This window comes from Protofrankia sp. CiP1_Cm_nod1 (assembly GCF_920888515.1).
GTDB lineage: Bacteria > Actinomycetota > Actinomycetes > Frankiales > Frankiaceae > Protofrankia.
In genome coordinates this window covers 24345-38934 of record NZ_CAKKTM010000195.1, presented here as the reverse complement: position 1 = coordinate 38934, position 14590 = coordinate 24345, and the positions used below count along the sequence as shown (strand labels likewise).

Below are 14590 nucleotides of genomic sequence, written 5' to 3'. Positions count from 1 at the left end.
TAGTTCTGGATCTCGACCGGCCCCTCGTCGAAGACCGTGATGTCCGTGACGATGTATATCGGGCTGGGCCAGTCGACGTTGACGACGAACGTCACCCCGTTGTTCGGATCCCAGGGCGCGCCGTGCGGGGCGATATTGGACACCGTCACGTTCGCCGCCCCGATGAACCGCTGGTGGTTCTGGTCGGCGAACCCGCCGTGCGCGTCCGGGTCGGTCACCGGAATATACTCGCTGGCCGCGACGTGCACGATCGAGTTGGCGTTTATCGCCCCCCAGTTGAAGTTCAGCTGTTGGCGCCCGTGCAGCGCCCCCCAGTATTTCCGGATGTGCTGCGGCATCGCAACCACCCCTTTCTCGGCAGGGCCCGGCAGGAAACTCCTCGCCATGCCGGTGGGACCGCGGGGAACCCGCCTCGGCGAGGAGCGGGCGCGCCCCGGAGCCGACACGCGCCCGCTGTCGTCGCGCCCCGCCGCGAGGCGGGACTGCTCACAGCGGCGAGTCTGCTCCGCACGGAAGCGGCCGGCATCAGTGGTAACCCTGAAAAAACCGGCCATTGCGACGGCGGCTCCCCCTGGTCCCGAGCCCTCGGAGCGGTCCGGGCCGCGACCGCTCAGGCCGCGTGGCGGGGAACCGCGGCCGTCCCGAAGATCTTCTGGCACCGGCGGCGGGCCCCACGGACCCAGCCGGCCGTGCGCTGCGCGGCGGCGGCTGTCCAGGTGGCGGACGAGGTTCGCCAGCGCGTCACCGGCCAGGGTGGGCAGCAGCCCGCCGGGCAGGGTCCGGTCGTGTCAGTCGATGTCGATGCGGGCGGCGGCGCGCGTCAGGGCCGGGGAAAGCCGGCTGAGGAGGCGGCCGGCCCTGGCCTCGACGGTGACCGGGACGACGGCCCTGTTCTCCCGGACAGCGCGCAGGATCTGCCAGGCGACCTTCTCCGGGGGGAAGTTGCGCCTGGCGTAGAGCGCGGCGAAGCGGTCGCGGGTGGCGTCGAGCCCGTCGGCGGAACGGCCGGAGAAGGTGCTGGTCCGGGCGATGTTGGTGTTGACGAGGCCGGGGCAGATGGTGCTGACGCCGATGCCGGCGGGGGCGAGCTCGGCGCGCAGGCAGTCCGACAGCATGTAGACGGCCGCCTTGCTGGTGGCGTAGGCGGCCAGGACCTTGCTGGGCAGGTACGCGGCGGCGGAGGCGACGTTGACGAGGTGACCGCCCTCCCCGCGCTCGACCATCAGGGTGGCGAAGGCGCGGCAGCCATGGACGACCCCGCCGAGGTTGACCTCCAGGATGTGCCGCCACTCCTTCTCGGTGGTCCGCAGGAAGGTGCCGCCGTGGCCGACACCGGCGTTGTTGACCACGATGTCGGGGACGCCGTGGGCCACGGCCACCTCTCTGGCGAAGGTGTCGACGGCGGCGCTGTCGGCGACGTCCACCCGGTAGGCGTGGGCCTCGGGTGCGCCGAGCAGGCGGGCGAGTTCGACGGTGCGCTCGGCGGTGGCCAGGTCGAGGTCGCAGACCACGACGGCGGCGCCGTGCTCGGCGAAGGCCAGCGCGGTGGCCCGTCCGATGCCGCTGCCGCCGCCGGTGACGACGGCCAGCTTCCCGGCGAAAGCCGCCCGCTCCAGGCCACGGCCGAGGCGCGGGCCGAGGCGCGGGCCGAGGCGGAGGCGCTGGCGCTGGCTGGCGGCCTGTTCCCGGCTCGAGGCGGCGGCCCGCTCGAGGGCGGGGGCGGCGGGCGCGCCGTCGGCGTGCGCGGCGATTTCTCCGATCATCTGTGCCACGGTGGGGCCTTTCTCAAGCAGTGCGGACCAGTGCCCGGCGGTCAGGGTGCGCCGCCACAGACGGGGCGCCCAGCGGTCGAGATCGTCGCCCAGCGCGGGGCTGACGTAGCGGTCCCGGGTAAGAGTGATCAGCTGCACCGGTACGGCGGTCGGGCGCTGCCGGGGCCGCAGCAGGTGGCGCAGCATGTTGGCCCGGTACAGCGCGATCCCGCGGACGGCGTCGGCGGCGAGGGTGGGCCGCGGGTGGCCGGCCCGCGGGGTGACCCCTTCGGCACGCGCCAGCACGCTCCCCCACCGCGCGGCCAGCCCGAGCCGCCAGCCGGCCGGGGCGAGCAGCGGCAGGTGGAAGAGGCCGATGTACCAGGAGCGCGTGGCCTGGGTGAGCAGCTGGCCGAGGTGATGCGGGGTGGGGCGGGCGAGCCGGCGGCGCGCCCAGTGGCCGGCGTGGTCCAGGCAGGGGCCGGACAGGGAGGTATAGGAGGCGATGCGGCCCGCCGCCCGGGGGTCGGTGACGGCCTCCCAGGCCTGGATGGACCCCCAGTCGTGGGCGGCGAGGTGCACCGCCCGGTACGGGCTGACCGCGTCGGCCACTGCGAACAGATCGTCCGCGAGATGCGACAGACGGTAGCTGCTTACCCCTCTCGGCGCCCCGGAGGCCCCGGCGCCGCGCACGTCGTAGCGCACCACATGGTGGCCGTCGGCGGCGAGGGCGGCGGCGACGTCGTCCCAGACCCCGTGGGTGTCGGGGTAGCCGTGCACGAGCAGCACCGTCGGCCCGGCCGGGTTGCCCTGCTCGTACATGGCCAGCGGCACACCGGCGGAGACGACCGCCCGCCGCCTCATCGCGCCTCCACCGCGACGCCCGACGCGACACCCGGCACCACAACACCCGGCACCGCGAGATCCGGCACCGCGAGATCCGACGAGGTGTCCGCGGCCCGCTGCCAGCGGCGTACGTGCGGCAGGTCGTCGTCGAGCCAGTAGGCGTCGTCCTCGGTGACCACCAGCAGCTCCTCGAACTTCAGGCCCACGTCGCGGAACGCGACGTGCGGCTCGACTGCCCACAGCCCCGGCGTGGGCGCGTGCCGGGAGGCACGGCCGTCGGCCCACAGCGGCGACCGGCCGTACCGGCGCTCGCCGAGGAACTCGCGGCCGAGGGTCTGCAGCGTCCGTACGCCGAAGCCGAGGACGCTGACCCCGGCGGGCCCGCGGGCGGTCGTGCGGGTGATCTGGTGGCCGATGACCCGTCCCGGGTAGACCCGGTGCCGGTTGTCGTAGCCGTGGCGGGCGATGAGCGCGTCCACCCGGGCGTAGATCTCGTTGAGCGGTGTGCGCCGGCGCGCCTCGGCGACGATCAGGTCGCGGTATTCGCGCAGGTCACGGTCGATCCTGTCCCAGACGGGGCTGGCGCCGGCCCGGCCGGCGTACCCGATGTCGGCGGTGTAGCCGTCGATGACGGGAGCGCAGTCGAGGATGTACGGCATGCCCTCCTCGAGCCTGCGCCGGCTCGGGAAGAACTGCAGCGGCGTGCGGAAGTGCCGGAAGGCGGTCCGGTCACCGAACCAGGCGAAGGGGATGTGGAAGAAGTCCTGGACGCCGGCGGCGGCCAACTCCCGGCCCAGCCGCGCGCTGGCCTGGCGTTCGGTCACGCCGGGCTCCAGCCAGGCCCCGACCCGCTCGGCGCAGGCGTAGGCGAGCCGCTGCAGCTCACGGAAACGGTCGAGGTCGCCGCCGTCGTACGGGAAGGCCGTCGTGGCCTGGGAGCGCCGGCGGGCTGATGTCCGGGCCGGTGTCCGGAGCGGTGCGGTCATGGATGTCGCCTCCGGGTCGGGTGCCCACCGGTTCGGGTGGGCACTTCGCACGACTACACAGTTCGACTACTTGGGGTGAGCAAGAGGCTCGGGGTGACTAAGAGATCACAGGTCCAGGACGAGGCTTTCGCCCGCGCGGGCGCGGGAGACGCAGACGAGCATCGCGCCGTCGGCACGCTCGGTGTCGGTGAGCCGATGGTCACGGTGATCGACGGCTCCGGCGAGGACGCGTTGGCGGCAGATCCCGCAGAAGCCCCGCCGGCAGGAGTACGCGACCGTGGGGACGGCCTCGGCGAGCACGTCCAGGACGGAGCGGTCGGCGGGCACGGGCAGCACGCGCCCGCTGCGGGCCAGCCGCAGCTCGAAGGGCCGGCCGTCCCAGGGCGGCGGGACGGGCGCGAAGCGCTCGACGTGCAGGCCGCTGGCCGGGCTCGCGTCGAAGGCCGCCTGGATGCCGTCGAGCATGGGAGGTGGGCCGCAGGCGTAGACGGCGGCCCCGGCCGGGGCGCGGCGCAGCAGGCCGGCGGCGTCGGGAGCCCCGCGCTCCCCGCCGGAGAGGATCTCCACCCGGCCGCCGAACCCGCGCAGCTCGTCGGTGAACGGCAGCGACGCGCGGCCGCGGCCGCTGTACACCAGCCGCCAGTCCAGGCCGAGCCGGGCGGCCTCGCGGGCCATCGGCAGGATCGGGGTGATGCCGATACCGCCCGCGACGAACAGCACGCGGGGCTCGCCGGCGAACGGGAAGGCGTTGCGCGGCCGGCCCACGGCGAGCCGGCTGCCCGTCGGCAGGGCGTCGTGCACCTCCACAGACCCGCCGCCCCCGCCGTCGACGCGGCGGACCGCGATCTGGTAGACGCCCCGGTCGGCGGGGTCGCCGCACAGGGAGTACCGGCGCCGGCGGCCGGAGGGCAGGCGCAGCTCGAGGTGGGCGCCGGGCCGCCAGGCGGGCAGCACGGCCCCGTCGGGAGCGGCCAGCCGCAGGCGGACGACGTCGTCGGCCACGTACCCGCGGCCGGCCACCACGAGGTTCAGCGCGGACGCGGGCGCGGGCGGCGGCGTGGACCGGTGCCGACGGCTGCCCGGGCGTCCGCCCGACCGGACGACCAGCGGGAACAGCACGTCACCGACGGCGGCCAGCGCCCGCATCGCGCGGTCGGCACGGGGCCTGCCGTACAGGTCGGGAGGAACGTGCCGGCCCGCCGCGGCCGGGTGATGCCCAGGCCCGGACATCAGCGGGCGGCCGCGGCGCGGGCGGCCGGGGAGGTGGCGAGGTAGGCGGCCGCCTGCCGGGCCGAGCCCTCCTGCGTGGGGTGGTAGTCACGCCTGAGGTAGCGCAGCCCGGAGCGCACGGCCTGGCCCGGGGCTGGCAGCAGCCCCCGCCGGGATGCCGCGAGGAAGGCACGCCCGCTCTCCACCCGCCGTGGCCCGCCCGGCCGCGATCCGGCCAGCCGTGGATCGGCGGCCATCAGGAAACGCGCTCCACGGATCCATAACCAGTACAGAATGGGACCGGTGATCATCATGCTGCGGATCCGCCGCGGATAGCCCGGGTCCAGGTGCCTGAGCAGGTCGTATGCGACGCTGCGGTGCTCGATCTCCTCCGCGCCGTGCCAGCGCAGCAGGTCCAGCATCACCGGGTCGGCGCCGGCCCGGTCCAGGGCGTCCGCACTGAGCACCCAGTCGCCGAGGAAAGCGGTGAAGTGCTCGACCGCGGCGATGATCGCCACCTGCTCAACGACCTGCTCCCGGGCACGCCCCGGCGGCAGCCCTGGGCGCTCCCCCAGCACCCGGTGGAAGAACCACTCAAGCTGGCGTAGATACGGGTCCGGGTCCGGCCCGCCCGCGCGCAGGTGGTCGAGCGCCCCCTGGTGGGCCTGCGCGTGGATGGCCTCCTGGCCGATGAACCCGAGCACGTCCTCCCGCACCCGGTCGTCCGTGATCATCGGCAGTGCGCGCTGGAAGACGCGCACGAACCAGCGCTCGCCCTCGGGCAGCAGCAGATGCAGCACGTTGATGATGTGGCTGGCGACGGGCTCGCCCGGAATCCAGGGCGTCGGAAGCCGTGACCAGTCGAAACGGACGTCACGCGGCCGCAGGACCAGGCCGTCGGGCTCGAACGTGGCTGCGGCGCGGGCGGTGGACGCGGTGGACGCGGCGCGGGCGGTGGCAGGGGTGCCCATCTGTTCTCCAGTGAGTATGCAGTATGATGTTTGAGTGAACTTGAAGCAGTGGGCCGAGCGGGAAGGAGTGCACCACGTCACCGCATACCGATGGTTTCGGGAAGGCAAGCTGCCGGTGCCGGCCCGCAGAGTGGGCCGGCTGATCCTGGTTGAGCCGGAGGCCGTCGAACGGCCGGCGGGGCAGACCGTGGTGTACGCCCGGGTTTCATCCGCGGACCACAAGCCAGACCTAGACCGGCAGGTCGCCCGCGTCACCGCCTGGGCCACCGGGCAGGGCCTACCTGTGGGCAGGGTCGTCACCGAGGTCGGTTCGGCACTCAACGGCCACCGAAAGAAGTTCCTCGCGCTGCTGCGCGACCCGGACGTCTCCACGATCGTCGTCGAGCACCGCGACCGGTTCGCCCGCTTCGGCGCCGAATACGTCGAAGCTGCCCTCGCCGCCTCCGGCCGGCGGCTTCTCGTGGTCGATCCCGCCGAGGTCGACGACGACCTCGTCCGAGACATGACCGAGATCCTGACGTCGATGTGCGCCCGGTTGTACGGCCGCCGCGCCGCCGCGGACAGGGCCCGCCGGGCTGTCGAAGCCGCTACCGGGGCGGCCGAGTGAGGACGTTGCAGGCGTACCGGTTCGCGCTCGACCCGAACGACGCCCAGCTCGCAGACCTCCGGCGGCACGCCGGGGCGGCCCGGTTCGCCTACAACTGGGGGCTGGCCCGGGTGAAGGCCGCCCTCGCGCAACGGGACGCGGAGAAGACCTACGGCGTGGACGGCGACCAGCTGACCCCGGTGCCGTGGACGCTGCCCGCGCTGTGACTGCGGTGGAACCAGAGGAAGAACGACGTGGCGCCGTGGTGGGCGGGGTGCTCGAAGGAGGCATTCTCCGCGGGGCTTGACCGGTTGGCGCGGGCCTTGAAGAGCTTCTCCGACGCGAAGAACGGCAAGCGGAAGGGCCGCCGGGTCGGCTTCCCGCGGTTCAAGAAGCGGGGGAAGGCACGCGACTCGTTCCGCTACACGACCGGTGTCTACGGGCCGGCCGGCGACCGGCGGGTGAAGCTGCCCCGGATCGGCCGGGTACGGGTCCACGAGCCAATGGGCGCGCTGACCAGCCGGCTCGCCGACGGCCGGGCTCGGCTGCTGGGCGCGACCGTGTCCCGCACCGCGCGGCGCTGGTTCGTGTCGTTCACCGTCGAGGTCGACCGTGAGATCCCCGACACCCCGTCCCGGCGGCAGCGCACGGGCGGCGCGGTCGGCGTCGATCTGGGCGTGAAGCACCTCGCGGTCCTCTCGACCGGCGAGACGATCCCGAACCCGAGACATCTGGCCACATCGCTGCGTCGGCTGCGGACCGCGTCGCGCGCCTACACCAGGTCCAAGCCTGGCAGCGTGGGACGGCACAAGCGTGCCGCCCGGCTCGCCCGTATCCACGCCCGCGTCGCGGCCCAGCGCCGCGACGGCCTGCATACGCTCACCACCCGGCTCGCGAAGACCCACGACGTGATCGTGGTCGAAGACCTGCATGTGGCCGGGATGGCGCGTAACCGGCACCTTGCCCGCGCCGTCTCCGACACGGGGATGGCCGAGGTCCGCCGCCAGCTCGTCTACAAGACGTCGTGGTACGGCTCCCGGCTGGTCGTCGCGGACCGCTGGTACCCGTCGAGCAGGACCTGTTCCGGCTGCGGCAGGCGAAACCCAAGCCTGACGCTGTCGGACCGCACGTTCACCTGCCCGTCCTGCGGGCTGGCGGTTGACCGCGACGTGAACGCCGCGGTCAACCTGCGTGACCTCGTCGCCGCCAGTGCGTCGGAGACGCAAAACGCCCGTGGAGGCGACCGTAAGACCGCGCTCGCGCGGCAGGTGCCTGTGAAGCGGGAACCCGGCACCGCGCGAGCGGGTCAGACCGGGGGTGCCATCCCATCGAGGGTGGCTGCGAGGCAGAGGCTTACTCATGCTTCATGACTCGCAACGGCATCGGAGCGCTCCTCCATCACGTGGCGAGGGCGGAAGAAGACGCGGGGTGCGGCCCCGGCCCAGGACAGTGACGCACCATTGTTGAGGATTAGTCAACAGTAGGCCCTGTTGAGCTGGAGTCAATAGTTCTGTTGAGTTTTGGTTAATAAGATGGGCACATGGTTCGTCCTACCGGCGTGCGCGGCACCCGGCTCCTGCCCGCCGACCGCCGCGGCCAACTGCTGGCCGCCGCCCGCCACGTCCTGGAACGAGGGACGATCGACGACGTCCGCGTCGAGAGCGTGGCCGCCGAGGCGGGCGTCTCCCCCGGGCTGCTGTTCCACTACTTCGGCTCGCAGCGCGGGTTCCGGCACGCCGTCCTGCGGGCAGCCGCCGAGGAGCTCCTCGACCACCTGCGCCCCGACCCGTCCCTGGCTCCCGGCGAGCAGCTGCGCGCCGGGGTCGAGACCTTCGTCGAGTACGTCTGCCGCCACCCCGACGTCTACCTGGCCATCACCCGGCTCGACGGCGGCAGCGACATGCGCACCCTGCACCGCTCGACCCGCGCCACCCTGACGGGCTGGCTGACCGAGGGCCTCACCACCGCGGGCGCGCCGGCCACCCCCGCCCTCACCATGGCCGTGGCCGGCTGGCTGGCATACATGGAGGAGGTCGTCCTCACCTGGCTCGACCAGCCGGCCATGGACCGGGCCGACCTCGTCAACCTGTGCGAACGCACCTGCCACCAGATCGTCATGGCCGCCCTGAACGACTCCGAGCAGTACGAGCGGCTCACGGACCGCATCCGCGGTCGCGCCTGAGCGCCACCGTCACCACCAGCGCCGTACGACCCGCCCGGCCCCCCGCCAGGAACAGCCAACCCGCCGGGAACAGCAATCCCGCCAGGTCAGCTAAAAGACAGTCAAGCCGTCAGGGTGGCCACAAGGACAACCAAAAGGGCAATCGGCAAAACAGCCGGCGGGACGGCTGGCAGAGCCGGCGGGCAGGTTCGTGTTCCGCCCGGCTGCTCCCTGGGCACCATCATTCCCGCGGGCATTTCCGCGGGGCCCGGTAAGCGAGCCGTCCCCGTCGCGACTCACGACGCGGTAAGCCGTCGGCAATGACGAACACCCAGGCTGTCGACGAGGCCGAACTCTGTGCGAGGTCAGGTGATGATGGTTCCGGTATCACGTAAAGCCCAGTTACCCGTGCGACACAATGCGGGGCAGTCCTGCTGGCGGTACTGCTCTCCGTCGTACTTGTCGGTGCGTGCGGTTCCAGGACGACCGGCGGCGGGAGCGCGGCACCAGCCGCCGCCGCGTCCGAGCCGGCAGCCGCCGAAACCCCCTACGAAGGCACCTGTCCGAGCGGCGAGAACAGCAGGCCGCTGGCCAAGACCCGTTTCGCGCTGCACGCCGGCCTGGGGCTGGGTGCCTTCCATCGGTACATCTACAAGCCGGCACGGGAGGGGAAGTTCAGAGCGAACGCGGACAACCGGGGGCGCACGCTCGCCAAGGCGGCGGTGGCCGGTCTGTTCACCGCCCACGAGCTCAAGGTCGCCAAGGGGTTCGCGGTGGCCAATCCGACGCTGTGCAACGCCGTACAGTCGATCAGCAACAATTTCACGGCTCTCGTCGACAAGCTCAAGAACGGCAGCGCGACCGAGGCTGACGTCAACGCCAGCCAGAGCTCCTTCGACGCGCTCCGCCAGCAGGCCACCCAGGATGGTTTCGGCTTCAACGAGAAGAACGTCACCGTCCCCGGAGCCGACTGACGACCCCCACCGGGGCGCGTGACCCGCATACGCGTGTGCGCCCCGAATCCAGTTGAACAGGCCGGTTGGCGCGCGGCTGTCCACATCGCGCGCCAACCGGCCGTTCCCGCGTGAAGCCCTGGCAGGACCGGCGCGCCGGTATGCCGGTATGCCGGTATGCCGCCGCGGTCATGCCTTCCTGCCGGCGACGATCGCGGCGAGGGCGGTGGCGAGCTGTGTCTCCACGGCGGCCCTGTCGACGCCGAGCCCGGACAGCGCACCGTCGCCGTCCTCCCGCTCCAGCAGGGCGAGCAGGATGTGTTCGGTGCCGATGTATCGGCAGGAGTCACGGAGAGCACGTCGGCGAGGAACGCCTGTTGCGTGGCGCGAGCGGCTCGTCCGCGGGCCATCCATCGGGTCACGGTCGAGGAAGCGGACGGCGGCGCGTCGGCATGCCGTTTCGACCTGGAACGGAACGTCGAAGGACGCCGGGAAAGGGACGTTGAAGACGGGGAAGAGGTCGTCGATGATACGTCGGTCGGCGATGGGGCTGGAGGACGAGGCGGCTGGAGGACAAGGCGATGACACGGATCGGGTTCGCGGCCGACAGCGAGAACGAGTGCGTCCACGCCGTGCGCGAGTTCATCCGCACCGAACATGAGCTGGTGTTCCCGAGCGAGTCCACGGTGTGGACCGATATGTCACGTACCGTAGCCGAAGCGGTCGTCGCTGGCGAAGTCGACTACGGGGTGCTGATGTGCTGGACGGGCACCGGCACCGCGATAGCGGCCAACAAGGTACGTGGCGTGCGGGCCGCCACGGCCGCCGACGCGTGGACGGCCCGCGGCGCGCGGCTGTGGAACGATGCCAACGTCCTGGCCCTGAGTCTCAAACGCCTGGCCCCCGACGTCGCCGTCGAGTGTGTACGCGCCTTCCTGGAGCAGACCGAGCCCGACCCCGAGGAACTACCCGTGATCCAGGGCCTGCGAGACATCGACGGCTGACCACGCGCCCCGGTAGCACGGGGCCTACCGGCCGGGAAGTTTCACCGACGGCGGGCCCCAGCTGCCGCTGTTCGCCATCGGACTGGCATTCGGGCAGGCGGCACCGGGTCGCCGGTCTCCGCTCTCCGGTCTCCGGTCTCCGGTCTCCAAGAGAGATCAACTATTGGCTGAAGCCGACACGGCGCTGGAGAAAGCCGTCTTGAGGCCATGTCCGATCTCTCAGTTGGTTTTACCCAACCAATCGAGATAGCGTGGCCGTATGACCAGTACGGCTCCTCAGACCGATCAGGCCATCGCTGGCGCGGCGGTGGCGCTCAACACCGCCGGGTGCTGGCTGTTGTCGCCGGCTACCAAGCGCCGCATCGCCGCCGAGGCGGGGCTGACCCTTCCCGCGGGCGACTACACGCTGCTGACACAGATCGACCGCTGGCAGCCGGTGCGACTGTCCACGATCGCCGAGCGGCTGGGGGTGGACCGCTCCTCGCTCAGCCCGCAGACACAACGGCTGGCGAGCGCGGGGCTGATCCTGCGGCTGCCGGACCCGCTGGACCATCGCGCCCAACTGCTGGAGGTCACCGAGCAGGGCCGCGAGGTGCTCGAACGGCTGTGGGCGGCCCGGTCCCGGGCACTGGCGGAACTCGTCGCGGGCTGGGCAGCCGAGGACGTGCACCGGCTGACCGCGAGCCTGGTGAGCCTCGCCGAGAGCATCGACGCCCGGGCGCACCGGACAGGCGCCTGATGAGCGTGGAGCGCGGCCTGGACCGGGCCGCCCTCCCCGAGCCCGCGGCCCCTGCCCCGACGCCCGCGCCCACATCCGTCCCGCTGCCGCGCCGCGCGCCCGACGGCGTGATCACGGCGCTGGCCTGCCTGGGCCAGTTCATGGTCGTACTCGACGTGTCCATCGTGAACGTGGCGCTGCCGTCGATCCACGACGCGCTCGGCTTCTCCACCGCCGACCTGCCGTGGGTCGTCAACGCCTACACCCTGACCTTCGCCGGCTTCATGCTGCTCGGCGGGCGGGCCGCCGACCTGTACGGCCGCAAGCGTGTCTTCGTCGCGGGTGTCGCCCTGTTCACCGTGGCCAGCGTGCTGGGCGGCGCCGCACCCTCGGCCGGGGTCCTGGTCACGGCGCGGGCGCTACAGGGCCTGGGCGCGGCGATCCTGGCCCCCTGCACGCTGACCATCCTGACCACGACCTTCCCCGAGGGCGCCCGGCGCGCCCGGGCGATCGCCGCGTGGACCATGGTCGGCGCGGTCGGCGGCGCCGCGGGGGCGATCCTCGGCGGCCTGCTCACGGACTACCTCGGTTGGCGGTGGATCCTGCTGGTCAACCTCCCGGTGGGGGTCGCCGTCGTGGCCGGCTCGCTGCGGTGGCTGGCCGACCTGCCGGGGCTGGGCGGGCGCAGCCTGGACGTCCCGGGCGCCGTCACGGTCTCCGCCGGGCTCACCGCGGTCGCGTACGGCATCGTCCAGGCGGGCAAGGACGGCTGGAGCCCGGTGGGAAGCTGGCTGCCGATCGTCGTCGGAGCGCTGCTGCTCGCGCTGTTCGTCGTGGTGGAGCAGTGGTTGGCGACGGTGCCCCTGCTGCCGCTGCGGCTGCTGCGGTCGGCCCTGCGCAGCGGGGCGAACGTGGTGATGTTCCTGCTGGGCGCCGGGTTCTTCGGGCTGCTCTACTTCGTCTCGCTCTACCTGCAGAACGTCCGCGGCTACAGCCCGGTGGAGGCGGGGCTGGTCTTCGTGCCGCACGCGGTGGCCACGGTCGTCGGCGCGCGGACGGCGGCACGCCTGCTGGCCGCCGGCCGCCGGCCGCCGGTGCTGATCTCGGCGGGGCTGCTGATCTCGGCGGCGGGCTTCGGCTGGCAGGCCGCGCTGCGGACGGACACGCTCGTGGCGCTGGGCGTGATCGGCCCGGGTGTGCTGGTCTTCCTCGGTATCGGTGTCGCGCTGACCCCGGTCGCCGTGACGGCCATGGCAGGCGTGCAGCCGCAGGACGCGGGCGTCGCCTCCGGTCTGGCCAACGCGGCCCGGCAGGTGGGCGGTTCGTTCGGCCTGGTGGTGCTGACCTCGCTGGCCGCCGCGCACACCAGCTCCCGTCCCGACGGCTCCGGGCCGCATCCGAGTGGCGCGGCTCTCACCTCCGGCTATGACCTGGCCTTCATCACCTCCGCGGCGATCCTGGTGGGCTGCGTACTGATCACACTGCTGTTGCCCTGGCCGCCGAAGCCGAAGCCGGCGGCGGTGCCGGAGGGCTGACCGACCGACGGCTGGCAGCCGCCCGGCGGCGGTGGGCGCCGGTCCGCGCGGCTGGCTCCAACCGAGTTCCAGCGATCCTCCACCGCAGGGTGAAAGGTTCGAGCGGAACGGAAAGTCCAGGCTGGACGGAAAGTCCGGGCGGGGCGAAAAGTCCAGGCAGGGCGAAAAGTCCAGGCGAGACAGGCAGGACGCACGCCGGACGTCAGACGATCCGGCGGACCGGCCGCGGGCCGGGGCCATGGGTGGCGAAGCGGGGCACGGCCCCGGCGGCCTCCCTGCCCACCGTGGCGGTGGTGTCACGGCGGCCCGGCAGGTCCCCGCGCAGCAGCACGGTGATCGCCTGGTGGACGAGCAGGTAGCCCCACACCTCCTGGCGGACCCCGCTCGCCGAGCGGGACCGCAGCACCGGCACCGGCACCGGCTCGGGCCGCCCGGGTCCGCCGCCAGCCCCGGCAGCGGGCAGGGCGGACGCGGCCGTGACGGCGGGCCGGGCGTGGGCAGAGCCCGGCGTGGCCAGACCGGCCAGGCCGGCCAGCGCCTCGCGGAACCGCCAGCGCCTCGCGTACAGCTCGACGAGTTCGGCCGCGGGGGCGCGCACCGGGTCGAGCAGGCTGGTGACCAAGCGGACCGGCCGACCCGCGATGGCGCCCTCCACGACCCGGACGGGCACCGCGACGCCCGTCTCGTCCTCGTCCTGCGGGCAGTCGCCGGCGCCGTCGAGCACGCAGCGGTACGAGCCGTCGGGCAGCATGGCGTGGGGGGTCAGCGCGGTGTCGGCGGGCGCGGCCCACAACAGTTCCGCGCCGTGCTCGCGGGCCACGCACCAGGCCCGGACGCCGAGCGTGCCGAAGTCGGCGAGCAGCAGGTCGTGCCCGGTCAGGGCCCGCAGCAGCGGCCAGGTCAGCACGGCCCGGGCGCCTGCGTCCGGGCCCAGCCGGGCGTCGACGACGGCCCGGGTCGTCTCGTCGGCGAGGGCCGCGACCCGCAGGCACGGCGGGCCCTCGCCGGTGGCCGGGTCGCGGCCGAAGGCGGCCAGGTTCTCCTCGGAGTCCGGCGTCTCGATACGCAGCGTGTCCAGGGACAGCACGCGCAGCCCCCGGTAGGTGGGCGGACCACCCACCCGTGCGGCCGTGGCACGAAAGAGCGCTTCCAGCGGCTCGGCGCCGAGCCTGGCCCGGGCCCGTGACAGCGCGGCGGCCGTGGGCACCGGGCAGGTGGTCGGCCGACCCAGGCTCCAGATCAGCCCCTGGGCCAGCAGCCGCGCCACCCGCTCGTACTTAAGACCGGGAAACAGGCACAGCGCCAGCACGAAGTACACCACCACCCGGGACGGCAGCAGCCGGGTACGCATCTGGATCCGGCCGGTGTCGGCGAGCACGGCGTCGACGACGTCGGCGGGAAAAGCCCTGGTGAGCATGGCGACGGCGATGCGGTCGGCAAGCGAGTCACCCACGTCGGGGCCCGTCGTGCCGCTCAGCTCCATATTCGGTTCTCCGTTCCTATTCCTGGCGGTACCGGGCCGTTAAGTCAACAGCCCCCGGCTGGCGGCGTCAATTGTCTCTGGCCCTGCCCCGAATAGCCACGGTAGTCTCCCGACGTGCCCGCGGGAGCCGTAATTCTGATGCGCCGTCTGGACGTCGACCTCGTCCGGCAGGCAAGTGCGCTCTGTCCCTGAGCCACCTGCGTACACACCCCATATCACCAGTCACCACGCCGTGGGCCGCGGGCCGGCGATTTCCGTGTCCGCATTCCGTCCGCGCGCGTACCGGTCGACGTCCGTCGCAAGGCGGCACCGCTGATTTCCGCTCCGCAACAATCCGCTTCAGGAGTGTCCATGTTCCGCCAGTCGAGCCCACCCGTTCCCGCGCGC

Annotated in this window: 13 protein-coding genes and 1 pseudogene; 7 read left to right on the top strand and 7 right to left on the bottom strand. The window is 72.8% G+C overall.

From position 1 onward, the window contains the following. From NBX02_RS09045 to NBX02_RS09025, 5 genes are all read right to left on the bottom strand, one after another. Positions 1-338: hypothetical protein (locus NBX02_RS09045; RefSeq protein WP_250281720.1), on the bottom strand; the 338-nt coding region annotated here is incomplete at its 3' end. 450 nt (positions 339-788) lie between these two features. Continuing rightward, positions 789-2615, bottom strand: a complete 1827-nt coding sequence (locus tag NBX02_RS09040; protein WP_250281722.1) for an SDR family oxidoreductase — start codon at positions 2613-2615, stop codon at positions 789-791. Continuing rightward, positions 2612-3583, bottom strand: a complete 972-nt coding sequence (locus tag NBX02_RS09035) for a M24 family metallopeptidase (RefSeq protein ID WP_250281724.1) — start codon at positions 3581-3583, stop codon at positions 2612-2614. The genes NBX02_RS09040 and NBX02_RS09035 overlap by 4 nt, the downstream gene beginning before the upstream one ends. A 105-nt stretch (positions 3584-3688) precedes the next feature. After that, entirely contained in the window at positions 3689-4813 is a 1125-nt protein-coding gene (locus NBX02_RS09030) for a 2Fe-2S iron-sulfur cluster-binding protein (protein ID WP_250281726.1), read from the bottom strand. Next, entirely contained in the window at positions 4813-5763 is a 951-nt protein-coding gene (locus NBX02_RS09025; RefSeq protein WP_250281728.1) for a metal-dependent hydrolase, read from the bottom strand. Before NBX02_RS09025 ends, NBX02_RS09030 begins: the two co-directional genes overlap by 1 nt. Positions 5764-5797: 34 nt before the next feature. On the opposite strand from NBX02_RS09025, the gene NBX02_RS09020 reads away from it, so the two are divergent. The 4 genes and pseudogenes from NBX02_RS09020 (at position 5798) to NBX02_RS09005 (ending at position 9484) form a co-directional block, all read left to right on the top strand. After that, positions 5798-6370 carry an IS607 family transposase gene (locus tag NBX02_RS09020; RefSeq protein ID WP_250281730.1) on the top strand — a complete coding sequence of 191 codons (573 nt, stop codon included), beginning with the start codon at positions 5798-5800 and terminating at the stop codon, positions 6368-6370. Further along, positions 6367-7719 (top strand): annotated as a pseudogene (gene tnpB, locus NBX02_RS09015) (IS607 family element RNA-guided endonuclease TnpB). The gene NBX02_RS09020 and the pseudogene tnpB overlap by 4 nt, the downstream one beginning before the upstream one ends. A gap of 170 nt (positions 7720-7889) precedes the next feature. Beyond that, on the top strand, positions 7890-8531 hold the full coding sequence (locus tag NBX02_RS09010) for a TetR/AcrR family transcriptional regulator (protein WP_250281734.1): 642 nt from the start codon (positions 7890-7892) through the stop codon (positions 8529-8531). A 701-nt stretch (positions 8532-9232) separates the two neighbouring features. Then, positions 9233-9484, top strand: a complete 252-nt coding sequence (locus NBX02_RS09005; protein WP_250281735.1) for a hypothetical protein — start codon at positions 9233-9235, stop codon at positions 9482-9484. A gap of 168 nt (positions 9485-9652) precedes the next feature. Here NBX02_RS09005 and NBX02_RS09000 read toward each other — a convergent pair whose 3' ends face one another. After that, the gene (locus NBX02_RS09000) at positions 9653-10051 is read right to left on the bottom strand and encodes a Clp protease N-terminal domain-containing protein (protein WP_250281737.1); all 399 of its coding nucleotides are present in this window, start codon (positions 10049-10051) and stop codon (positions 9653-9655) included. Here NBX02_RS09000 and NBX02_RS08995 point away from each other — a divergent pair. The 3 genes from NBX02_RS08995 to NBX02_RS08985 all read left to right on the top strand — a co-directional run bounded on the left by NBX02_RS08995 (position 10045) and on the right by NBX02_RS08985 (position 12720). Beyond that, a complete protein-coding gene (locus NBX02_RS08995) occupies positions 10045-10467 on the top strand; it encodes an RpiB/LacA/LacB family sugar-phosphate isomerase (protein ID WP_250281739.1) in 423 nt (140 codons plus the stop codon). The genes NBX02_RS09000 and NBX02_RS08995 overlap by 7 nt on opposite strands. A gap of 259 nt (positions 10468-10726) precedes the next feature. Next, positions 10727-11206 (top strand): MarR family winged helix-turn-helix transcriptional regulator, encoded by a 480-nt coding sequence (locus NBX02_RS08990; protein WP_250281740.1) that lies wholly within the window; start codon positions 10727-10729, stop codon positions 11204-11206. Beyond that, positions 11206-12720: an MFS transporter gene (locus NBX02_RS08985; RefSeq protein WP_250281742.1), complete on the top strand. Its 1515-nt coding sequence runs from the start codon at positions 11206-11208 to the stop codon at positions 12718-12720. The genes NBX02_RS08990 and NBX02_RS08985 overlap by 1 nt, the downstream gene beginning before the upstream one ends. A 202-nt stretch (positions 12721-12922) precedes the next feature. Here NBX02_RS08985 and NBX02_RS08980 read toward each other — a convergent pair whose 3' ends face one another. Then, on the bottom strand, positions 12923-14203 hold the full coding sequence (locus tag NBX02_RS08980) for a transposase domain-containing protein (protein WP_250281744.1): 1281 nt from the start codon (positions 14201-14203) through the stop codon (positions 12923-12925). Between the last annotated feature and the right edge of the window lie 387 nt (positions 14204-14590).

Coding starts and splice junctions, on each gene's coding strand:
- NBX02_RS09040 (WP_250281722.1), bottom strand. CDS start 2,615: ATGAGGCGGCGGGCGGTCGTCTCCGCCGGTGTGCCGCTGGCCATGTAC.
- NBX02_RS09035 (WP_250281724.1), bottom strand. CDS start 3,583: ATGACCGCACCGCTCCGGACACCGGCCCGGACATCAGCCCGCCGGCGC.
- NBX02_RS09030 (WP_250281726.1), bottom strand. CDS start 4,813: ATGTCCGGGCCTGGGCATCACCCGGCCGCGGCGGGCCGGCACGTTCCT.
- NBX02_RS09025 (WP_250281728.1), bottom strand. CDS start 5,763: ATGGGCACCCCTGCCACCGCCCGCGCCGCGTCCACCGCGTCCACCGCC.
- NBX02_RS09010 (WP_250281734.1), top strand. CDS start 7,890: ATGGTTCGTCCTACCGGCGTGCGCGGCACCCGGCTCCTGCCCGCCGAC.
- NBX02_RS08995 (WP_250281739.1), top strand. CDS start 10,045: ATGACACGGATCGGGTTCGCGGCCGACAGCGAGAACGAGTGCGTCCAC.
- NBX02_RS08990 (WP_250281740.1), top strand. CDS start 10,727: ATGACCAGTACGGCTCCTCAGACCGATCAGGCCATCGCTGGCGCGGCG.
- NBX02_RS08985 (WP_250281742.1), top strand. CDS start 11,206: ATGAGCGTGGAGCGCGGCCTGGACCGGGCCGCCCTCCCCGAGCCCGCG.
- NBX02_RS08980 (WP_250281744.1), bottom strand. CDS start 14,203: ATGGAGCTGAGCGGCACGACGGGCCCCGACGTGGGTGACTCGCTTGCC.